Annotated in this window: 22 protein-coding genes; 20 read left to right on the top strand and 2 right to left on the bottom strand. The window is 71.3% G+C overall.

Annotated features, from left to right (window positions below):
* The 3 genes from IE271_RS31800 to IE271_RS31810 form a co-directional block, all read left to right on the top strand.
* A partial coding sequence (locus IE271_RS31800; RefSeq protein WP_229919680.1) for a site-2 protease family protein occupies nt 1-1296 on the top strand: 1296 nt, incomplete at its 5' end.
* A 127-nt stretch (nt 1297-1423) separates the two neighbouring features.
* Nucleotides 1424-2326, top strand: coding sequence for a tRNA (adenine-N1)-methyltransferase (locus IE271_RS31805; protein WP_190193955.1), 903 nt, complete (start codon nt 1424-1426; stop codon nt 2324-2326).
* Between the two features lie 181 nt (nt 2327-2507).
* A complete protein-coding gene (locus IE271_RS31810; RefSeq protein ID WP_190193956.1) occupies nt 2508-3086 on the top strand; it encodes a hypothetical protein in 579 nt (192 codons plus the stop codon).
* Nucleotides 3087-3154: 68 nt separating this feature from the next.
* Here the strand turns inward: IE271_RS31810 and IE271_RS31815 are convergent, their stop codons facing one another.
* The gene (locus IE271_RS31815; RefSeq protein WP_190193957.1) at nt 3155-3460 is read right to left on the bottom strand and encodes a ferredoxin; all 306 of its coding nucleotides are present in this window, start codon (nt 3458-3460) and stop codon (nt 3155-3157) included.
* Nucleotides 3461-3714: 254 nt separating this feature from the next.
* Between IE271_RS31815 and arc the strand changes: the two genes are divergently transcribed.
* From arc to prcA, 6 genes are all read left to right on the top strand, one after another.
* Complete coding sequence (gene arc, locus IE271_RS31820; protein WP_190193958.1) at nt 3715-5481, top strand: proteasome ATPase; 1767 nt, start codon at nt 3715-3717, stop codon at nt 5479-5481.
* 231 nt (nt 5482-5712) lie between these two features.
* On the top strand, nt 5713-7224 hold the full coding sequence (gene dop, locus IE271_RS31825) for a depupylase/deamidase Dop (RefSeq protein ID WP_351280063.1): 1512 nt from the start codon (nt 5713-5715) through the stop codon (nt 7222-7224).
* Between the two features lie 181 nt (nt 7225-7405).
* Nucleotides 7406-7624 carry a ubiquitin-like protein Pup gene (locus IE271_RS31830; protein WP_190193994.1) on the top strand — a complete coding sequence of 73 codons (219 nt, stop codon included), beginning with the start codon at nt 7406-7408 and terminating at the stop codon, nt 7622-7624.
* 50 nt (nt 7625-7674) lie between these two features.
* A complete protein-coding gene (locus IE271_RS31835; protein ID WP_190193959.1) occupies nt 7675-8280 on the top strand; it encodes an endonuclease VII domain-containing protein in 606 nt (201 codons plus the stop codon).
* Nucleotides 8232-9077 carry a proteasome subunit beta gene (gene prcB / locus IE271_RS31840; protein WP_190193960.1) on the top strand — a complete coding sequence of 282 codons (846 nt, stop codon included), beginning with the start codon at nt 8232-8234 and terminating at the stop codon, nt 9075-9077. Before IE271_RS31835 ends, prcB begins: the two co-directional genes overlap by 49 nt.
* A 61-nt stretch (nt 9078-9138) precedes the next feature.
* Nucleotides 9139-9891, top strand: coding sequence for a proteasome subunit alpha (gene prcA / locus IE271_RS31845; protein WP_190193961.1), 753 nt, complete (start codon nt 9139-9141; stop codon nt 9889-9891).
* A gap of 129 nt (nt 9892-10020) precedes the next feature.
* Here the strand turns inward: prcA and IE271_RS31850 are convergent, their stop codons facing one another.
* Complete coding sequence (locus tag IE271_RS31850; protein WP_190193962.1) at nt 10021-11046, bottom strand: LacI family DNA-binding transcriptional regulator; 1026 nt, start codon at nt 11044-11046, stop codon at nt 10021-10023.
* Nucleotides 11047-11166: 120 nt separating this feature from the next.
* Between IE271_RS31850 and IE271_RS31855 the strand changes: the two genes are divergently transcribed.
* The 11 genes from IE271_RS31855 to IE271_RS31905 all read left to right on the top strand — a co-directional run bounded on the left by IE271_RS31855 (nt 11167) and on the right by IE271_RS31905 (nt 20832).
* Entirely contained in the window at nt 11167-12426 is a 1260-nt protein-coding gene (locus tag IE271_RS31855) for an MFS transporter (protein ID WP_190193963.1), read from the top strand.
* A gap of 9 nt (nt 12427-12435) precedes the next feature.
* Nucleotides 12436-13797 (top strand): Pup--protein ligase, encoded by a 1362-nt coding sequence (gene pafA, locus IE271_RS31860; RefSeq protein WP_190193964.1) that lies wholly within the window; start codon nt 12436-12438, stop codon nt 13795-13797.
* A 157-nt stretch (nt 13798-13954) separates the two neighbouring features.
* Entirely contained in the window at nt 13955-14959 is a 1005-nt protein-coding gene (locus IE271_RS31865; RefSeq protein WP_190193995.1) for an FKBP-type peptidyl-prolyl cis-trans isomerase, read from the top strand.
* Between the two features lie 85 nt (nt 14960-15044).
* Entirely contained in the window at nt 15045-15416 is a 372-nt protein-coding gene (locus tag IE271_RS31870) for an FKBP-type peptidyl-prolyl cis-trans isomerase (protein WP_190193965.1), read from the top strand.
* Nucleotides 15417-15598: 182 nt separating this feature from the next.
* Nucleotides 15599-16552: a helix-turn-helix transcriptional regulator gene (locus IE271_RS31875; RefSeq protein WP_190193966.1), complete on the top strand. Its 954-nt coding sequence runs from the start codon at nt 15599-15601 to the stop codon at nt 16550-16552.
* A gap of 16 nt (nt 16553-16568) precedes the next feature.
* Nucleotides 16569-17783: a helix-turn-helix transcriptional regulator gene (locus IE271_RS31880; protein ID WP_229919681.1), complete on the top strand. Its 1215-nt coding sequence runs from the start codon at nt 16569-16571 to the stop codon at nt 17781-17783.
* A 32-nt stretch (nt 17784-17815) separates the two neighbouring features.
* Complete coding sequence (locus IE271_RS31885; RefSeq protein WP_190193996.1) at nt 17816-18076, top strand: hypothetical protein; 261 nt, start codon at nt 17816-17818, stop codon at nt 18074-18076.
* A gap of 10 nt (nt 18077-18086) precedes the next feature.
* A complete protein-coding gene (locus tag IE271_RS31890) occupies nt 18087-18281 on the top strand; it encodes a hypothetical protein (protein WP_190193967.1) in 195 nt (64 codons plus the stop codon).
* Between the two features lie 344 nt (nt 18282-18625).
* Nucleotides 18626-18913, top strand: a complete 288-nt coding sequence (gene tatA, locus IE271_RS31895) for a Sec-independent protein translocase subunit TatA (protein ID WP_190193968.1) — start codon at nt 18626-18628, stop codon at nt 18911-18913.
* Between the two features lie 48 nt (nt 18914-18961).
* A complete protein-coding gene (gene tatC / locus IE271_RS31900; protein ID WP_190193969.1) occupies nt 18962-19912 on the top strand; it encodes a twin-arginine translocase subunit TatC in 951 nt (316 codons plus the stop codon).
* Between the two features lie 29 nt (nt 19913-19941).
* Complete coding sequence (locus tag IE271_RS31905) at nt 19942-20832, top strand: diacylglycerol kinase (protein ID WP_190193970.1); 891 nt, start codon at nt 19942-19944, stop codon at nt 20830-20832.
* Nucleotides 20833-20847 lie beyond the last annotated feature (15 nt).

The following is a 20847-nucleotide window of genomic DNA, read 5'->3' on the forward strand; positions in this document are numbered from 1 at the left end:
CCCCACCGTGCGGGCGGCCGCCCGCACGGCCCCCGCCACGCCGGCGGGCCCGGCGCCGCCCCCGCCGACGGCGACGCGCACCCCGACCGCGCCCACGCCGCCTCGCCGCCCGGCGGCCCCCGCCGGGGCCCCGCCCGGCACAAGGAGCCCGGCGGCGGCCTGCTCATGGGGCGGCCCTTCGGCGTACCCGTCTACGTGGCGCCCAGCTGGTTCCTGGTGGCCGCGCTGATCACCTGGGTGTTCGGCGGCCAGCTCGACCGCGTCCTGCCCGAGCTGGGCGGCGCCCGCTATCTCGTCTCGCTCTTCTTCGCGGTCGCCTTCTACGCCTCCGTCCTCGTCCACGAGCTGGCCCACACCGTCGCCGCCCTGCGCTTCAAGCTGCCGGTGCGCCGCATCCAGCTGCAGTTCTTCGGCGGCGTCTCGGAGATCGAGAAGGAGACCGAGACGCCGGGACGCGAGTTCGTCCTCGCGTTCGTCGGCCCCCTGCTCTCCCTGGTCCTCTCAGGCGTCTTCTACGTCGCCCTGCAGACCGTGGAGCCGGGCACCGTCCCGGGCGTCCTGCTGGCCGGGCTGATGGTCTCCAACCTGATCGTCGCCGCCTTCAACCTGCTGCCCGGCCTGCCCCTGGACGGCGGCCGGATGCTCCGCGCCGTCGTCTGGAAGATCACCGGCAAGCCCATGAGCGGCACCGTCGCCGCCGCCTGGGTCGGCCGCGCCCTCGCCCTCTCCGTCCTGGTCGGCCTGCCGCTGCTCACCCGGTCCGGCGCGCTCGGCGGCGGCGTCGAGGACACCGGCGGCATGGACACCGTCACCGACGCGCTCCTCGCGGCCATCCTCGCCGCCATCATCTGGACCGGCGCCGGCAACAGCCTGCGCATGGCCCGGCTGCGCGAGCACCTGCCCGAGCTGCGTGCCCGCGCCCTCACCCGCCGAGCCGTCCCCGTCTCGGCCGACACCCCGCTGTCCGAGGCGCTGCGCCGCGCCAACGAGGCCGGCGCCCGCGCCCTCGTCGTGGTCGACGCCGACGGCGAACCCCGCTCCGTGGTCCGCGAGGCCGCCATCGTCGGCGTCCCCCAGCACCGCAGGCCCTGGGTCACCGTCGGCGGCCTCGCCCAGGAGATCACCGACGGCATGCGGGTCTCCGCCGAGCTCGCCGGCGAGGAGCTGCTGGACACCCTGCGCGAGACGCCCGCCACCGAGTACCTGGTGGTGGAGGAGTCGGGCGAGATCTACGGCGTCCTGTCGGCGACCGACGTCGAACGCGCCTTCGTGAAGGCGATGGCCCGCCGGCCCTGACGGGCTGCTGCCCGGTCCCGCCGGGCCCCGCCTGCGGGCGGTCCGCCCCGGTGGACGGTCCGCCGACGGCCCCCGGCGGGGCGCGCACATGGTCGGCCGCCCCCGCCGGGACCGGTAGGCTGTTCACATGTCCGAACCGACCGGTGCCGCCCGCAGGCGCGGGCCCTTCAAGGTCGGGGACCAGGTTCAGCTGACCGACCCCAAGGGCCGCCACTACACGTTCACGCTCGAGGCCGGGAAGAACTTCCACACCCACAAGGGTTCCTTCCCGCACGACGAACTGATCGGCGCTCCCGAGGGCAGCGTTGTCCGCACCACGGGGAACGTCGCCTACCTCGCGCTGCGCCCCCTGCTCCCCGACTACGTCCTGTCCATGCCCCGCGGCGCAGCCGTGGTCTACCCCAAGGACGCGGGGCAGATCCTGGCCTTCGCCGACATCTTCCCCGGCGCACGCGTCGTCGAGGCGGGCGTGGGCTCCGGCTCGCTCAGCAGCTTCCTGCTGCGCGCCATCGGCGACCAGGGCATGCTGCACTCCTACGAGCGCCGCCAGGACTTCGCCGACATCGCCCGGCAGAACGTCGAGCGCTACTTCGGCGGCCCCCACCCCGCCTGGCAGCTCACCGTCGGCGACCTGCAGGACAACCTCAGCGACACCGACGTCGACCGCGTCATCCTCGACATGCTCGCCCCCTGGGAGTGCCTGGAGGCCGTCTCCAAGGCGCTCGTCCCGGGCGGCATCCTGTGCTGCTACGTCGCCACCACCACCCAGCTGGCGCGGACCGTGGAGTCCATCCGGGAGATCGGCTGCTTCAACGAGCCGACCTCCTGGGAGACCATGATCCGCAACTGGCACATCGAGGGCCTGGCCGTCCGCCCGGACCACCGGATGATCGGCCACACCGGCTTCCTGCTCACCGCCCGGCGCCTCGCCGACGGCGTCGAGCCGCCCATGCGCCGCCGCCGCCCCGCCAAGGGCGCCTACGGCGAGGACTACGCCGGCCCCAACGCCGACGGCGGCACCGGCCGCTGAGCACACCGGTACAACGCACCACGGCCGTGGCCCGGTTCCCGCACAGCCCGCGGGAACCGGGCCACGGCGTCCTCCCGTCGGCACCACGGCACGATCGGCGACCCCGCCGTTCCCCCGCGATGTGACGTGTGGCACCATGCTGGCCACCCCACCGGCACAGCCCTCACAGGAGACACTCCTAGTGCAGCACTCCGCCGTCCCGGAACTGGCTCACACGCACACCCGCCCCGTGCACTGGCTCGCCACGGCGACCGCCCTGGCCGCCGTCGTCGCGCTCTCCTCGGTCCTGCAGCCCGGCGCGGCCACCGCGGCCCAGGCGAAGACCCCCACGGCGAAGTCCGCCCCGGCCGACGTCGCGCCCCCGGACGCGGACGCCGCCGACTTCCCCCTGGACTGCGGGCCCGTGGGCGTCGTCGTGCAGAAGAAGGCCTCCGGCGACCTCGACGGGGACGGCCGACCGGAGACGGTCGCCGTGGTGCGCTGCGACGCGGGTTCCGGTACCCCGCCCGACGGCGTCTATGTCCTCACCCGGGCCGCGGACGCGCCGAAGCCCCGCGTGGTGGCCACGCTCGTCGACCCGAAGGACCGCATGAGCGTGACCGACTTCGCCGTCGCGGACGGCGCCGTCACCGCCACGCTCCTCGGCTACTCGTCCCTGGACGTGCCCAGTTGCTGCCCCGACGTCCGGGACTCCGCCCGGTGGCAGTGGCGCGACGGCTCCTTCGTCCGCTCCACGCCCGCCGGCGCCCGCGGGGTCTGATCGAAAACGGGCGCGCGGGGCTCAGTGTGAGAAAACAGACACTCCAGGTCTCACCCGAGCCCCGTGCGTCACTCCGCGCCGGGCCCGTAGACCTCGGTCCTGTCCGAAACCCGCCGTACGTGGATGCACTCGCCCGGACACTCCTTCGCGGAGTCCACGACGTCGTTCAGCAGCGGCAGCGGCACGGGCGCCGTGGCCCCCGGGGTCTGCAGCAGCTCGTCGTCGGCGCTCTTGACGTAGGCCAGGCCGTCGATGTCCAGCTCGAAGACCTCGGGCGCGTACTGGGCGCAGATGCCGTCGCCCGTACAGAGGTCCTGGTCGATCCAGACCTCCAGTTCCTCGACGCCGGTACCGGCCTCCTGCTGCACGTTCATGTCTCCTGCCGTTTCCTCCGCCGCCCGGACCGAGTCGAAAGCAATTCGGCACGGCCCTGACGGGTGTTGAACGCTTCGAGCCTACAACCGTCGGCTTTCCAATCTTGTTGGGTGGGTATTCCCCTGGCGTGAGGGAGAGCGCAAGGGTGAAGATCGGACACGCCCCCACCGTCTTTGTGATCTAGGGGTTTCAATCGACACCCACCCAGGTAGGGTCTGGAAGCGTCCAGCTCCCCTTGGAGGAGGTGAGGACCGTGGCAGCCCACGACGACGACATGAACCGCGGCATCCGCCCGGGACGAGGGTCCGAGGACCCGGCCGGTCAGATTGCCTATCTCGAGCAGGAGATCGCCGTCCTGCGGCGCAAGCTCGCCGACTCTCCGCGACACACGAGGATTCTCGAAGAGCGGATCGTCGAGCTGCAGACCAACCTGGCGGGCGTGTCCGCGCAGAACGAGCGGCTCGCCAACACACTCCGAGAGGCCCGCGACCAGATCGTGGCCCTCAAGGAGGAGGTCGACCGGCTCGCGCAGCCGCCGGCCGGATTCGGTGTCTTCCTCACGGCGAACGAGGACGGCACGGCCGACATCTTCACCGGCGGCCGCAAGCTGCGGGTGAACGTCAGCCCGAGCGTCGACCTCGACGTGCTCAGGCGCGGCCAGGAAGTGATGCTCAACGAGGCGCTCAACGTGGTCGAGGCCATGGAGTTCGAGCGGGTCGGGGACATCGTCACCCTCAAGGAGATCCTCGAGGACGGCGAGCGGGCCCTGGTGGTCGGGCACACCGACGAGGAACGGGTGGTGAGGCTCGCCGAGCCGCTGCTGGACGTCACCATCCGCCCCGGCGACGCCCTGCTGCTCGAACCCCGCTCCGGCTACGTCTACGAGGTCGTCCCCAAGAGCGAGGTCGAGGAACTCGTCCTCGAAGAGGTGCCCGACATCGGCTACGAGCAGATCGGCGGTCTGGGCGGCCAGATCGAGATGATCCGCGACGCGGTCGAACTGCCGTACCTCTACCCCGACCTGTTCAAGGAGCACGAACTGCGGCCGCCCAAGGGCGTGCTGCTCTACGGGCCCCCCGGATGCGGCAAGACGCTCATCGCCAAGGCCGTCGCCAACTCGCTGGCCAAGAAGGTCGCCGAGGTCACCGGCCAGGCCGCCGGCAAGAGCTTCTTCCTCAACATCAAGGGCCCCGAGCTCCTGAACAAGTACGTCGGCGAGACCGAGCGGCAGATCCGCCTCGTCTTCCAGCGAGCCCGTGAGAAGGCCAGCGAGGGCACCCCCGTCATCGTCTTCTTCGACGAGATGGAGTCCCTCTTCCGCACCCGCGGCTCCGGCGTCAGCTCGGACGTGGAGAACACCATCGTCCCGCAGCTGCTCGCCGAGATCGACGGCGTGGAGGGCCTGCAGAACGTGGTCGTGATCGGCGCCTCCAACCGCGAGGACATGATCGACCCCGCCATCCTGCGCCCCGGCCGGCTCGACGTGAAGATCAAGATCGAGCGCCCGGACGCCGAGGCGGCCAAGGACATCTTCGGCAAGTACCTCACCGAGCGCCTCCCGCTGCACGTCGACGACCTCGGCGAGCACGGCGGCGACAAGGCGGCCACGGTCCAGGGCATGATCCAGACCGCCGTGGAACACATGTACGCCGAATCCGAGGAGAACCGCTTCCTCGAGGTCACCTACGCCAACGGCGACAAGGAAGTCCTCTACTTCAAGGACTTCAACTCCGGCGCCATGATCGAGAACATCGTGGGCCGCGCCAAGAAGATGGCCATCAAGGCCTTCCTCGAACAGAACCAGAAGGGACTCCGCGTCTCCCACCTCCTCCAGGCATGCGTGGACGAGTTCAAGGAGAACGAGGACCTCCCCAACACCACCAACCCCGACGACTGGGCCCGCATCTCCGGAAAGAAGGGCGAGCGGATCGTCTACATCCGCACCCTCGTCACCGGAAAGCAGGGCGCGGACACCGGACGCTCCATCGACACGGTGGCCAACACCGGTCAGTACCTGTAGAAGGCAGGGCGGCTGCGGGTGCCCACCCGGGCACCCGCAGCCGACTGCTTTTCCGGTACAGCAGGAGCGAGCAATGACGCAAATGATCTCCCCACCAGCGCAAAGGCGTTCTAGGCTCTTCCGTACCGCCGAGTCGCGCAGTGCGGGGACGGGCACCGCACACGCACCGGAGAAACAGCGGTACTTGAGCGCCGCCCCCGACCGAGGGCGCCGCCGGGCAAGGAGGGCCGCATGACCGTACGGCGAGTAATGGGCATCGAGACGGAGTACGGGATCTCCGTCCCCGGCCACCCCAACGCCAATGCCATGCTCACCTCGTCCCAGATCGTCAACGCCTACGCGGCGGCGATGCACCGGGCGCGCCGCGCCCGCTGGGACTTCGAGGAGGAGAACCCGCTGCGGGACGCGCGAGGCTTCGACCTCGCCCGCGAGGCCGCCGACGCCAGCCAGCTCACCGACGAGGACATCGGCCTGGCCAACGTCATCCTCACCAACGGAGCACGGCTCTACGTCGACCACGCACACCCCGAATACAGCGCCCCCGAGGTCACCAACCCCCGGGACGCCGTCCTCTGGGACAAGGCCGGCGAACGCATCATGGCCGAGGCCGCCGAACGAGCCGCCCAGCTCCCCGGCGCCCAGCCCATCCACCTCTACAAGAACAACACCGACAACAAGGGCGCCTCCTACGGTACGCACGAGAACTACCTGATGAAGCGGGAGACCCCCTTCTCGGACATCGTGCGCCACCTCACCCCCTTCTTCGTCTCCCGCCAGGTCTTCGCCGGAGCGGGCCGCGTCGGCATCGGCCAGGACGGCCACGAACACGGCTTCCAGCTCAGCCAGCGCGCCGACTACTTCGAGGTCGAGGTGGGCCTGGAGACCACCCTCAAGCGCCCCATCATCAACACCCGCGACGAGCCGCACGCGGACGCCGAGAAGTACCGCCGCCTCCACGTGATCATCGGGGACGCCAACCTCTCGGAGATCTCCACCTATCTGAAACTGGGGACGACGGCCCTGGTCCTCTCCATGATCGAAGACGGCTTCATCGCCGTCGACCTCGCCGTCGACCAGCCCGTCCGCACCCTCCACCAGGTCTCCCACGACCCCGCCCTCAAGCGCCTCGTCACCCTCCGCAGCGGCCGCACACTCACCGCGGTCCAGCTCCAGATGGAGTACTGCGAGCTGGCCCGCAAATACGTCGACGAACGCTACGGCGACGACGCCGACGACCAGACCAAGGACGTGCTCAGCCGCTGGGAGGACGTCCTCGGCCGCCTGGAGAACGACCCCATGAGCCTCGCCGGCGAACTCGACTGGGTCGCCAAACGCGAACTCATGGAGGGCTACCGGCGCCGCGACGACCTCGACTGGGACGCCGCCCGTCTCCACCTCGTCGACCTCCAGTACGCCGACGTGCGGCCCGACAAGGGCCTCTACAACCGGCTCGCGGCCCGCGGACGCATCAAGCGCCTCCTCGACGAGAGCGACGTCGAACGGGCCGAGACCACGCCCCCCGAGGACACCCGCGCCTACTTCCGAGGCCGCTGCCTGGAGCAGTACGCCGACGACGTCGCCGCCGCCTCCTGGGACTCCGTGATCTTCGACCTGCCGGGCCGCGACTCCCTGCAGCGGGTCCCAACCCTGGAACCGCTTCGCGGAACGCGTAATCACGTCAAGGAACTCCTGGACCGCTGCCGCACCGCGGAAGACCTGGTCAGGGTGCTTTCGGGCGGCTGAACCAATCCACGGGCCGGGCCGGTCCGAAAGGTGGAAAAGCCCGGCGTCCGGGAATCATCGAGATGGTCCCCGGACGTTGAGCGAACCACCGGGCCAATGTCAGACCGGGCTTGTAGGGTCTGATCATGACCGATCGGCAGGAATGCCGACCATGTCGGGCGAACTGAGCGGGGTGAGGGTTATGGCGACCAAGGACACCGGCGGCGGCCAGCAGAAGGCCACACGCTCCACCGAGGAAGTCGAGGAGCAGGCGCAGGACGCGCAGGCGACCGAGGACCTCAAGGAGCGCCAGGAGAAGTTGAGCGACGACGTGGACTCCGTCCTTGACGAAATTGACGATGTACTCGAGGAGAACGCCGAGGATTTCGTGCGCTCCTTCGTGCAAAAGGGTGGAGAGTAAAGGCTATCCGGTCGCTTTCACCTTCGAAGTGAAGGCTGCGGGGGATAGGGATGGCTGACGAGCCAAACGCAAAGCAATGCACGGGCTGCAAGAAGGATCTGCCCGTCGCCGCATTTGCGCGGGACAGGAACCGTCCCGATGGTCTCCAGGTGCGGTGTCGGCAGTGTGTGGCGCAATACAGCGCCACGCATTACCGGCGCCGCCGGGAGGCCGAGGGGAAAACGGTCCGCGAAAAGGTGGACGTTCCGGCCGGGCATAAACTCTGCCGGATATGTGGCGAGGTCAAACCGCACAGCGAATGGCATCGCAACGCTTCTGCGTCCGACGGGCTGTCGACACGCTGCAAGGCGTGTCGGGCGGTTCGAGGGCGCCAGGACCACCTGAAGCGCCAGTACGGCATCACCGGAGCCGAACGGGACGAGTTGCTCGCCGCCCAGGCGGGCGTCTGCTGCATATGTCTGGCTGCTCCGGCGGCAGATGTGGATCATTGCCACGAGACGGGTAGGGTCCGTGGCGTACTGTGCTTCAGCTGCAATGCCGCACTGGGGCAGCTCAAGGATCGGCCCGACGTCATGAGGCGGGCTGCCGCATACGTGGAAGGAAACGCGTGGAAGCCAACACTCGTAGCACCGGGCGTCTACCAGCTGCCTTCCTGACGCCCGGGTCCTCCTCCTTCATGGACTTCCTGTCGGAGCACCAGCCGGAGCTCCTGCCGGGCAACCGTCAACTGCCGCCCGTGCAGGGTGTGGTCGAGGCCCCGCACGGCACGACGATCGTGTCCGTGACGTTCCCCGGCGGCGTGGTGCTGGCCGGCGACCGGCGGGCGACGATGGGCAACGTGATCGCGCAGCGCGACATCGAGAAGGTCTTCCCGGCGGACGAGTACTCGGCGGTGGGCATCGCCGGCACGGCGGGTCTGGCGGTGGAGATGGTGAAGCTGTTCCAGCTGGAGCTGGAGCACTTCGAGAAGGTCGAGGGCGCGCAGCTGTCCCTGGAGGGCAAGGCGAACCGCCTGTCGACCATGATCCGTTCCAATCTCGGCATGGCGATGCAGGGTCTGGCTGTGGTGCCGCTGTTCGCGGGGTACGACGTGGACCGCGGCAAGGGCCGCATCTTCTCGTACGACGTGACGGGCGGCCGTTCCGAGGAGCACGGCTACGCGGCGACGGGTTCGGGCTCGGTCTTCGCGCGCGGTGCGATGAAGAAGCTGTTCCGTGACGACCTGACCGAGGACCAGGCGACGACCCTGGTGGTGCAGGCCCTGTACGACGCGGCGGACGACGACTCGGCGACCGGTGGTCCCGATGTCGCGCGCCGGATCTATCCGATCGTCACCGTGATCACCGAGGACGGCTTCCGTCGGCTCACCGAGGAGGAGTCCTCCGGGATCGCCCGCGCGATCCTGGAGCGGCGTCTGGCGCAGCCGGACGGCCCGCGGGCCGAGCTGCTCTGACGGCGGTTCCCCGCCATCCCGAGGTGATCCAGTGACTTCGACAGAAAGGGACGGATAACCGGTGTCGACGCCGTTCTATGTCTCACCCCAGCAGGCGATGGCCGACCGCGCGGAGTACGCGCGCAAGGGCATCGCGCGTGGCCGCAGCCTGGTCGTGCTGCAGTACGCCGACGGCATCGTGTTCGTCGGTGAGAACCCGTCCCGCGCGCTGCACAAGTTCAGCGAGATCTACGACCGGATCGGTTTCGCCGCCGCCGGGAAGTACAACGAGTACGAGAACCTGCGGATCGGCGGTGTGCGCTACGCCGATCTGCGGGGGTACACCTACGACCGCGACGACGTGACGGCCCGTGGCCTCGCCAACGTCTACGCGCAGACCCTGGGCACGATCTTCTCCTCGGCGGCCGAGAAGCCGTACGAGGTGGAGCTGGTGGTCGCCGAGGTGGGCGAGACGCCGGCGGGGGACCAGATCTACCGGTTGCCGCACGACGGGTCGATCGTGGACGAGCACGGTTCGGTCGCGGTCGGGGGCAACGCCGAGCAGATCAGCAGCTACCTGGACCAGCGCCACCAGGACGGCATGTCGCTGGCCGAGGCCCTGAAGCTGGCCGTGCAGTCCCTCTCCCGGGACACCAACGGCAGTGAGCGGGAGATCCCCGCGGAGCGCCTCGAGGTGGCGGTGCTGGACCGTACGCGTCCGCAGAAGCGCAAGTTCAAGCGGATCGTGGGGCGGCAGCTGGCGGCCCTGCTGGAGCGGGACGGTGCGGAGACGGCCGCGGAGGCCGAGGCGCAGGCTCCCGACGAGAAGGAGTGACGGTTCGCGGCGCCGCGTCGATGTTCTGAGCCCTGAGCCCTGAGCCCTGAGTTCCACGCCCGCGTGCCCCGGCCGGAAAGGCCGGGGCACGCGGGCGTCGTGCCGGGTGCGGCCGGGTGTGCCGGCCGCTCAGGCCGCCGTGTGCGGCGGTGGGGGCGCCGTGGAGCCGCGCACGACGAGTTCGACGGGGATGTCCTCGCTGGTGGGGGTGCGGTCGTCCAGGACGGCGAGGAGGGCCTTCATGCCGTGTTCGCCGAAGAGTTCGGCGTCGAGGCGGACGGTGGTGAGTTCGGGGTCGATGGCGATGGCGAGGCCGAGGTCGTCGATGCCGGTGACGGAGAGGTCGTCCGGGACGCGCAGGCCGAGGCGGCGGGCGGCCTTGTAGGCGCCGACGGCGAGTTTGTCGTCGTCGCAGACGACGGCGGTGGGGCGGGGGCCGGGGGCGGTGAGGGCGGCTTCGGCGGCGGTGGTGGCGTCCTCGATGGTGATGGGGGCGGCGGCCGTGCGCAGTGCGGTGCCGGGGACGCGGGCGAGGCGCGTGGCGAGTTCGCGGGCGCGGACGTCGAAGGTCCAGGAGGGGATGTCGGCGGCGAGGTGGAGGAAGCGGCGGTGGCCGAGTTCCAGGAGGTGGCCGGCGATCTGCCGGATGCCGTCGGCGATGTCGAGGTTGACGGTGGCGGCGCCGAGGCTGCCGTCGGGGTCGCTGTCGAGCATGACGAGGGGGAGCTGGTCGCCGCGGATGTCGGTGAGGGCGTCGGCGGCCATGGAGGAGGCGAGGACGCCGTCGAGGGCGGCGCGTGAGGAGGGGAAGGGGTCGCGGGCGGGGCCGACGCCTTCGGGGGAGGGGTAGAGGACGACGCCGAAGCCGTGGTGGGCGGCGACGCGGGCGGCGCCGGTGTAGACGCCGGCGAAGAACTCGGTGGTGAGGGCGGGGACGACGAGGAGGACGGTGCGGGTGCGGCCGAGGCGGAGGTTGCGGGCTGCGAGGTTGGGGCGGTAGCCGAGGGCGCGGGCGGCTTCCTTCACCCGTTCGGCGGTGCGTTCGGAGACGCGTCCGCGCCATTTGTCGCCGAGGACGAGGGAGACGGCGGCCTGGGAGACGCCCGCGGCCCGGGCGACGTCGCGGCTGGTGGGGCGGGTGTGCGCTGCTGCCACCGGGGGCCTGCTCCTTCGTCTGGACGTGCGGACAGCGCACATGGTACGTATGACGCGCGACGTTATACGTAAAACTTCGTTCTCTTTCCGTCGGTGGACCCGAGTGAGGAGCAGCCGGACATGGCCGCGGGGTACCTGGAGATCCTCAAGGCGCGGCACGCCGCGCGGCTGCTCGTGGGCACGCTGGTGGGGCGGCTGCCGAACGCGACCGCCGCCATCGCCGTCGTGCTGTTCGTGCGCGACGAGGGCGGCGCCTACGGCCTGGCCGGGGCGCTGGCCGCGGTGTACGGCGTGGCGAACGCGGTGGGGCAGCCGCTGCTGGGCCGGCTGGTGGACCTGTACGGGCAGCCGCGGGTGCAGCTGCCCGCGGCGCTGGTGTCTGCCCTGGGCATGGCGGTCTTCGCGTTCACCGGTACGGGGAGCCTGCCGGTGGCGTACGTCTCGATGGTGGTCGCGGGGCTGTTCGCGCCGCCCCTGGAGGGCGGTCTGCGGGCGCTGTGGCCGTCGGTGCTGCGCCGGGAGGACCAGGTGCACACGGCGTACGCGATGGACGCCGTGGCGCAGGAGGTCATGTTCACGGTCGGGCCGCTGCTGGCGACCCTGTGCACGTCGCTGTGGTCGGCGCGGGCGGCGCTGCTGGTCCTGAACGTCCTGGGGGTCCTGGGGGCGCTCTCGGTGGTCGCGTCGGCGCCCTCGCGGGCGTGGCGGTCGGCGCCGCGGGAGGCGCACTGGCTGGGTGCGCTGCGCTCGCCGGGGCTGCTGGCGCTGCTGGGCGCGTTCCTGTTCGTCGGGATCGCGCTGGGGTCGATCACGGTGGCGGCGGTGGCGTACGCCGACGGGCACGGCGGGGACGCGGTGTACGGCTGGCTGATGGCGGCGCTGGGCCTGGGCGCGCTGGCCGGCGGGCTCGGGTACGGGGCGTGGCAGTGGGGCGGTGCGCCGGAGCGGCGGCTGCGGGTGCTGGTGGCGCTGCTGGCGGTCTGCTACCTGCCGCTGACGCTGATGCCCGGGGCGGTGGCGATGACGGCGCTCACCGCGCTCGCGGGGGTGTTCCTGGCGCCGTGCATCGCGTGCGCGTTCGTCATCGTGGACCGGCACGCGCCGCGCGGGACGGTCACCGAGGCGTTCTCCTGGCTCGTGACGACGTTCACCGTGGGGTCGTCGGTCGGGACGGGGGCGGCGGGGCCCGTCGTGGAGGCGGGCGGGGCCCTGTGGGGGTTCGCCGTGCCGGGTGCCGCGGGGGCGGCCGCGCTGCTGGTCCTGCTGGCCACGGGGCGGGTCCTGACGGCACCGGGAGCGGGCCCGGTGCGCGCGACCTCGTCGGAAAATGATCCAAACCGTACTGCCGAACCCCGTTTCAGTTCCGGGGATCGGGCGTAATGTTCAGTCATGGACCGCCGCATTTTCGGGCTGGAGAACGAGTACGGCGTCACGTGCACGTTCAGGGGACAGCGGCGCCTGTCTCCTGACGAGGTGGCGCGGTACCTCTTCCGCCGTGTCGTGTCATGGGGCCGCAGCAGCAATGTCTTCCTGCGAAACGGCGCCCGCCTCTATCTCGACGTGGGATCGCATCCGGAATATGCCACACCCGAATGCGACAACGTGACGGAACTCGTCACCCACGACAAGGCCGGCGAGCGCATTCTCGAAGGACTCCTGGTGGACGCCGAACGACGCCTGCACGAGGAGGGAATCGCGGGCGACGTCTACCTCTTCAAGAACAACACCGACTCGGCGGGCAACTCCTACGGATGCCACGAGAACTACCTGGTGGCCCGGCACGGGGAGTTCTCGCGGCTCGCGGACATCCTCATCCCGTTCCTCGTCACGCGGCAGCTGCTGTGCGGCGCGGGGAAGGTGCTGCAGACGCCGCGCGGCGCCGTGTACTGCGTGAGCCAGCGCGCCGAGCACATCTGGGAGGGCGTCTCCTCGGCGACCACGCGCTCCCGGCCGATCATCAACACCCGCGACGAGCCGCACGCGGACGCCGAGCGCTACCGCCGGCTGCACGTGATCGTCGGCGACTCGAACATGTCCGAGACGACCATGCTGCTCAAGGTGGGCGCCACGGACCTGGTACTGCGCATGATCGAGGCGGGCACGGTGATGCGCGACCTGACCCTGGAGAACCCGATCCGGGCGATCCGCGAGGTCAGCCACGACATCACGGGCCGCCGCAAGGTGCGCCTGGCCAGCGGCCGGGAGGCCTCGGCCCTCGAGGTGCAGCGCGAGTACTACGAGAAGGCCGTGGACTTCTGCGAGCGCCGCGGCATCCGCACCGGCACCGTGGAGCAGGTCCTGGAGCTGTGGGGCCGCACGCTGGACGCGATCGAGTCCGAGGACCTGGACCGGATCGGCACCGAGATCGACTGGGTGATGAAGTACAAGCTCATCGAGCGGTACCGCACCAAGCACAACATGACGATGTCGCATCCGCGAGTCGCGCAGATAGACCTCGCCTATCACGACATCCACCGCCGCCGGGGCCTCTACTACCTGCTGGAGAAGAAGGGCCAGGCCGCACGGATCTGCAACGACTTGCGGATTTTCGAGGGCAAGTCCGTTCCGCCGCAGACCACTCGGGCGCGGCTGCGCGGTGATTTCATCCGGCGCGCGCAGGAACAGCGCCGCGATTTCACCGTCGACTGGGTCCATCTCAAGCTCAACGACCAGGCACAGCGCACGGTGCTGTGCAAGGACCCGTTCCGTTCCGTCGACGACCGGGTGGAGAAGCTCATCGCCGGAATGTGACCGGAAAAGGGCACGGGCGCGGTCGTGAACGCGGCGGACCGCGGGCCCTGTTCGCGGAACGCGACGCGGGCGCCGTACGTTTCCCGTACGGCGCCCGCGTCACGACGTAGAGTTGCGCGCACGCCCATACAAGATCGATCGATACGAGGCCCCCACCGTGCGCCGACGCTCACTCCTGATTGCCGCCCCCGCCGGACTGCTCGCGCTCGCCGGCTGTGGTGATGACGACAGCGGCAAGGACGGCTCCGGCGACAGTTCGTCCGCCTCGTCCTCCCCCTCCAGCGGTGCGGCGCCGGCCCCGAAGATCGTCGACGGGCCGCTGCCGAAGATCACCGACGGGGAGAGGTTCGGCGAGAAGCCCACCGTCGCCAAGGGCGAGGGGGACCCGTCGAAGGACCTCGCGGTGGAGACGCTCATCGTCGGCACGGGCGCCACCGTCGCCGAGAACGACTACGTCCAGGCGCACTACCTCGGCCAGGTCTGGGACACGGCGAAGGTCTTCGACAACTCCTACGACCGCAAGGCCCCGCTGCTCATCCAGCTCGCCCAGGGCTCGATCATCGACGGCTGGCGCTACGCCCTGCAGGGCAAGAAGGCCGGCAGCCGCGTGATGACGGCCGTGCCGCCCACCTGGGGCTACGGTGAGCAGGGCAACGAGCAGGCGGGCATCGGGGGCGACGACACGCTGGTCTTCGTCATCGACGTGCAGAACACCTTCAACGCCAAGAGCTCCGCCAAGGGCGAGAAGGCCGGCTCCGGCGCCGCCGACCTGCCGCAGGTCGGCACGGGCACCGACGGCAAGGCCCCCTCCATCGACATCCCGGAGACGGACGCGCCGACGAAGCTGGTCGCGGAGTACGTGCTGGAGGGCGACGGCGACGAGGTCGGCGAGAGCGACACCGTCCTGGTCCAGTACAAGGGCGTGCTGTGGGACACCGGCAAGGAGTTCGACTCCACCTACGAGCGCGGGCAGCTCACCTCCTTCTCCCTGCAGCAGGTCGTCAAGGGCTGGGCGCAGGGCCTGACCGGCAAGAAGGTCGGCAGCCGCGTCGTCATCGTCATCCCGCCGAAGCTGGGCTACGGCGACAACCCGCCGAGCGGCAGCGGCATCAAGAAGGACTCCACGCTCGTCTTCAGCGTCGACATCCTCGCCAAGATGTGACGCCGCGTCCTCGGCGGGGCGCGGCCGCGCCGGGATGCGAGACTGTGCAGGTTGCCCTATCGCACACACAGCAGGAGCTAGAGACGTGAACATCGAGAAGCCCGAGATCGACTTCCCGGGCGGCGAGCCCCCGGCCGACCTCGAGATCAAGGACATCTGGGAGGGCGACGGCGAGGAGGCCAAGGCGGGCCAGACCGTCACGGTCCACTACGTGGGTGTCGCCTTCAGCACGGGCGAGGAGTTCGACGCCAGCTGGAACCGCGGTACGCCCTTCCGCTTCCCGCTCGGCGGCGGCCGCGTCATCGCCGGCTGGGACCGGGGCGTGCAGGGCATGAAGGTCGGCGGCCGCCGCCAGCTGACCATCCCGGCCCACCTCGCCTACGGCAACCAGAGCCCGACCCCGGCGATCAAGCCCGGCGAGACCCTGATCTTCGTGGTCGACCTCCTCGGCGTCTGACCGCCCGGGGGAAGCCCCGAGAGGCCGCGTCGCGGTCCCGCCGCCGTACGGTGTCGGTACGGGATCCGACCGGAGCCGATCATCCGGGGCCCACGCCTGTCCGGGCGTGGGCCCTCGGCTTTTGTCCTGGTCCTTCGGAGCGGTACGGTCGACGACCGGAAGTATGAGAGGGAAGGGCGTCGATGGCCATTGCCAAGGCCGAGCGGCTGATGAACCTGGCGCTGTGTCTGCTCGGGACGCGGCGGCCGCTCAGCAAGCGTGAGCTGCGCGAGTCCATCGAGGCCTACTTGGAAGCGAACTCGGACGACAGCTTCAACCGCATGTTCGAGCGCGACAAGGACGACCTGCGCGAGCTCGGACTGATCATCGAGACCGTGGAGAACCTCGACGGCGAGGTCGGCTACCTGGCCCGCCGCGACAGCAACCGGCTCCCGCCGATCACCCTGGACGCCGAGGAGGCCGCGGCCCTGGGCCTGGCCGCCAAGGTGTGGCAGCAGGCCCGCCTCGCCGGCGCGGCCAGCGGCGCCCTGCAGAAGCTGCGCGCCGCGGGCCTGCCCGAGGACGTGGACCCCTACGAGGCGCACGGCGCGCTGGAGCCCCGCATCCCCGTGCACGAGGCGGCCTTCGAGCCGCTGATGCTGGCCTGCCGCGACCGCAGGCCCGTCTCCTTCGAGTACCGCAAGGCCACCGCCGCCCGCCCCGAGCCGCGCACCGTGGAGCCGTGGGCGCTGGAGTGCTGGCGCGGCCACTGGTACCTGGCCGGTTTCGACCGCGACCGGGGCGCCGAGCGCGTCTTCCGGCTGTCGCGGATCACCGGGAAGGTGCGCTCGCGCGCCGGGAGGTTCACCGCCGAGGTGCCCGACGTGGTCACCGTGCGCGAGACCGTGGCGAGCTGGGCGGGGGAGACCGCCGACCGCTCCGCCCGGATCCGGCTGCGCACCGGCGCCGGCTACCCGCTGCGGGCGAAGGCCTCCTCGGCGCGGGAACTGGGGAACGGGTGGGACGAGTTGGAGATTCCGTACGGGCACGGTCTGGATGCCTGGCTGGTGGAGTTCGGACCCGACGTGGTGGTCCTGGAACCGGCCGAGCTGCGGGACGATGTCGTGGACCGGCTGCGCGCCGTGGCCAAGGGCTGAGGGGAACGCGAAGAACGTGGCAGGAAAACCGGCCAGGCCCGCCAACGCCATCGACCAGACGCGGCGGATGCTGTCCCTGGTGACGTATCTGCGCGAGCGGCCCGGCGCCCGGGTGGGCGACGTCGCCCGCGCCTTCGGGATCACCGAGGACGAGCTGATCTCCGACCTCGACGTGCTGCCGCTGTGCGGGACCAGCTTCCGCGGCGGCGACCTGCTGGACATCGACACCGACGGCGACCGCATCTGGTGGCACAACCCCGCCGCCCTCGCGGCGGAGGCGGCCGAGCCGCTGAGGCTCGCCGCCGACGAGGCCACCGCGCTGCTCGTGGCCGCCCGGGCCGTGGCGACCCTGCCGGGGCTGCGCGAGGGCGACCGGCAGGCGCTGCTGCGGGCCACGGCGAAGGTGGAGACGGCCGCCGGCGAGGCGGCGGGCGCCAGCGCCCGGCTGTCGGTGACGTTCGAGTCCGAGGGCGGCGTCTTCGCGGACGTCGACCGGGCGATCTCCGAGCGGCGCCGGCTGTGGATCCGCTACTACTCGCCCGCCCGCGACGAGGTCACCGAGCGCGAGATCGACCCGATCCGCCTGGTCAGCGTCGGTCACACCTACGTCGAGGCCTGGTGCCGCCGCTCCGAGGCGCGGCGCACCTTCCGCCTGGACCGGGTGGCCGAGATCCGCGTCCTGGACGAGCCCTCCGCGCCGCCGGAGATCGAGCTGCGGGACCTGTCGGAGGCGCTGGTGCAGCCCTCCGCCGAGGACCCCGAGGTGGTCGTGGAGGTGGGCCCCGGCGGCCGCTGGGTCGCCGAGTACTACCCGCACGACAGCGCCGAGGAGCTGCCCGACGGCGGCCTGCGCATCACGCTGCGCACGCCCGACCCGGCCTCGCTGCGCCGCCTGGCGCTGCGGCTCGGTCCGGACGGCCGGATCGTGTCGCCGCCGCAGCTGGCCGACAGCGCCCGCCGGGCCGCTCTGGAGGCGCTGGCGGCGTACGACGCCCCGGCGGACGGCACGGGCGGCGCGGGCGGCACGGGTACGGGCACGGCCGGAGCGCCGGCCGCCACAGGCACCGCGGCCCCGGCCCCGGGCCCGTCCTCGTACGGCGACGGGGCGCCCACCGCGTACGAGGCCGCCGCAGCGCTGCACGCCGCGCCGCGGGACGTGGTGGACGGGCCGCGCGCCGCGCGGCAGGGGACCGGTGACGGGCGGTACGACAGGCAGGAGCAGGGGCTGTGAGCAGCAGGTCGGCGACGTCCGGTCCCGAGGAGATGACGGTCGTGAAGGCGTTCGCCGGGATGACCCGGGTGCCGTCCGTCACCTTCAGGGCCGCCTGCCCGGAGTGCCGGGCCTACTCCGAGCTGTCCGCCTCGGCCCTGCTGCTGGCCATCGGCGCCACCAGCAGGACCACCTTCTACTCCTTCACCTGCCCCGAGTGCGGGGAGTCGGTGCGCAAGCCGGCCGGCGAGCGGATCGTCGAACTGCTCACCGGCGGCGGGGTGCGCACCCTGCGCCTGCACTCGACCCTCTAGGCTCGTCACCATGTTCTGGCCGATGCTCGCGATCGTCGTGGGGTTCCTGGGGCTCGCCGTGCTCGGCGTGCTCGCCGTCCGTGTCTTCGTGGAGACCCAGCGTCTGGGCCGGCAGGTCGCCGACTCCGCCCAGCGGATCGGCCGCGCCGCCGAGGACCTGGAGAGGGCGGCGCAGAGCACGGCGCGGGCCGTCGACGCGCTGTGACGCACCCTTCCCCGGCCTGCCCGTCCGCTGTGACCCCGGCCTCTCCTCCCTGCCGGTCCGCTGTGACTCCCGCCTCTCGCACCCGCCGGTCCGCGGTGCATTCCACCCGCGCCCGGCGCCGCCCTCCCGGGCGTCGCGGTCTGTCGACGCGCAGGCAGGGGCGGGTACGCTGCTCGGGGCGGGCCGGAACACGAGGCACGGGCCGCACAACTGGAGGACGCACGGGCATTGCCCCGCGTTCACCCCTGGGCGTTACGATCGCTGGCAGCGCGATCGTCGGACGGACGTTCCGGCGGCTCGGGCAGCACGCCCCCAACGCAGTCTCGGTGAGAAGGTAAAGGCTTATGTTCGGAAGGCTCGGAGCTCCCGAGATCATTCTCATCCTCGTCGTCATCATCCTGCTGTTCGGCGCGAAGAAGCTTCCGGACATGGCGCGGTCGCTCGGCAAGTCCGCGCGCATCCTCAAGAGCGAGGCCAAGGCGATGAAGTCCGAGAACAAGGACGACAGCGCCGCCCCGGCCGGCCCGCCCGCCGACGAGCAGACCCCGGCGCAGCGCACCATCCAGGCCGCTCCCGGCGACGTGACCAGCTCCCGCCCGGTCACCGAGCCGACGGACACGACCAAGCGCTGACGAAAGGGCCGGACGCCTCCGGCCCGCCGCACGAGATGAGGACGTGGGTTGCTCAAGTCTGCCCGCAAGAAGGAGAAGGACCCCGAGGGGCGGATGCCCCTCGCGGAACACCTGCGTGAGCTCCGCAACCGGCTCGCGAAGGCCGTGCTCGCGATCGTCGTCGTCACGGTCGTCGGCGCCTTCTTCTACAAGGACATCATCCAGTTCTTCACGGACCCGATCCTGGAGGCCGTGGGGTGCGGGGCCAGCTTCGAGGAGCTGGCGAAGCAGGAGAGCGGCACGTGCGCGCGCATCGTGCTCAACGGCCTGCTCACACCGTTCACGCTCGCGCTGAAGGTCTCGCTGATGGCGGGCGTGATCTTCGCTTCCCCGGTCTGGCTGTACCAGCTGTGGGCGTTCATCGCCCCGGGCCTGCACCGCCACGAGCGCAAGTACGCGATGGCCTTCGTGGGTGTGGGCTTCCCCCTGTTCGTCGGGGGCGCCTTCTTCGCGTACAAGACGCTGCCGACGATGGCGACGGTCCTGCTGGAGTTCTCGCCGGCCGACCTGGACAACCAGCTGCCGCTCGACGACCTGCTGAACCTCATCACGCGCATGGTGCTGGTCTTCGGCCTCTCCTTCGAGCTGCCGCTGCTGCTGGTGATGCTGAACCTCACGGGTGCCATCACCGGCAGGCGCATGCTCGGCTGGTGGCGCGGCATGATCATGGGCATCACGGTGTTCGCGGCCGTCGCCACGCCCAGCACGGACCCGCTGACCATGCTGGCGCTCGCGGGCCCGATCTGGGTGCTGTACTTCGCCGCGACCCTGTTCTCCCTGCTCAACGACCGCCGCAGGAGCCGCCGCGACGCGGCGGGCCCCGCCGACGACGAGGCCTCCGAGCTGGACCTCACGCCGGAGGACATCGGCGAGGTGGAGCCGGTCCCGGCCCCGCGGCCCGCGCTGACGAAGCAGGACGGCGAGCGGGAGCGGATCAACGGTTATGACGACGTGACCTGACGGGCCCGGGCGGATTGTAGGGTCCGCCCGTGACCAGCGAGATCTCCCTCTTCGTGAATCCGGCCGCGGGCCGCGGCCGGGGCGCCCGGGCCGCTCGGTCCGCGGCCGCCGTGCTGAGGGACGCGGGCTTCTCCGTGCGCACGGTCCTCGGCACCGGCCCGGCGGACGCGCTGCGCCGGGCCCGCGCCGCCGTCGCGGCGGGCACCGGCGCGCTGGTCGCCGTCGGGGGCGACGGCATGGCGCACCTCGCGCTCCAGGCGGTCGCCGGTACCCGCACCCCGCTCGGGCTGGTCGCCGCCGGCACCGGCAACGACTTCGCGCGGGCCCTGGGGCTGCCCCTGCGGGACCCGGCCGCCGCCGGGCGCGCCGTCGCCGGGGCGCTGGAGGAGGCGCGGCTGCGGGACGTCGACCTGGGCCGGGCGGGCGGCACCTGGTTCGGCACCGTGCTGGCCTCCGGCTTCGACTCCCGCGTCAACGACCGGGGCAACCGCATGCGGTGGCCCGCCGGGCGTCTGCGGTACGACCTGGCGATGCTCGCCGAGCTGGCCGCGCTGCGGCCCCTGCGCTACCGGATCGCCCTGGACGGCGGGGCGGTGCGGGAGGTCGAGGCCACGCTCGTGGCCGTCGGGAACACCTCCTCGTACGGCGGCGGCATGAGGATCTGCGCGGGCGCCGACCCCGGCGACGGGCTCTTCGACGTCACGGTGGTCGGGGCGTGCGGCCGGGCGACGCTGCTGAAGGTCTTCCCCCGGGTCTACCGGGGCACCCACCTGGATCACCCCGTGGTGAGCGTGCACCGCGCCGCGCGGATCGAGCTGGCGGCCGAGGGGGTCACCGGCTACGCCGACGGCGAACCGCTCGGGCCGCTGCCCCTGACCGCCGCGTGCGTGCCGGGCGCGGTACGGATCGCCGGGCCCTGAACCGTGCGTTCCGCG

The sequence above is a fragment of the Streptomyces minutiscleroticus genome, from assembly GCF_014650875.1.
GTDB classification, from domain to species: Bacteria; Actinomycetota; Actinomycetes; order Streptomycetales; family Streptomycetaceae; genus Streptomyces; species Streptomyces minutiscleroticus.

Coding starts and splice junctions, on each gene's coding strand:
- IE271_RS31875 (WP_190193966.1), top strand. CDS start 15,599: ATGGCCATTGCCAAGGCCGAGCGGCTGATGAACCTGGCGCTGTGTCTG.
- dop (WP_351280063.1), top strand. CDS start 5,713: ATGACCGTACGGCGAGTAATGGGCATCGAGACGGAGTACGGGATCTCC.
- IE271_RS31830 (WP_190193994.1), top strand. CDS start 7,406: ATGGCGACCAAGGACACCGGCGGCGGCCAGCAGAAGGCCACACGCTCC.
- IE271_RS31855 (WP_190193963.1), top strand. CDS start 11,167: ATGGCCGCGGGGTACCTGGAGATCCTCAAGGCGCGGCACGCCGCGCGG.
- IE271_RS31835 (WP_190193959.1), top strand. CDS start 7,675: ATGGCTGACGAGCCAAACGCAAAGCAATGCACGGGCTGCAAGAAGGAT.
- IE271_RS31890 (WP_190193967.1), top strand. CDS start 18,087: ATGTTCTGGCCGATGCTCGCGATCGTCGTGGGGTTCCTGGGGCTCGCC.
- IE271_RS31815 (WP_190193957.1), bottom strand. CDS start 3,460: ATGAACGTGCAGCAGGAGGCCGGTACCGGCGTCGAGGAACTGGAGGTC.
- IE271_RS31805 (WP_190193955.1), top strand. CDS start 1,424: ATGTCCGAACCGACCGGTGCCGCCCGCAGGCGCGGGCCCTTCAAGGTC.
- IE271_RS31885 (WP_190193996.1), top strand. CDS start 17,816: ATGACGGTCGTGAAGGCGTTCGCCGGGATGACCCGGGTGCCGTCCGTC.
- tatA (WP_190193968.1), top strand. CDS start 18,626: ATGTTCGGAAGGCTCGGAGCTCCCGAGATCATTCTCATCCTCGTCGTC.
- pafA (WP_190193964.1), top strand. CDS start 12,436: ATGGACCGCCGCATTTTCGGGCTGGAGAACGAGTACGGCGTCACGTGC.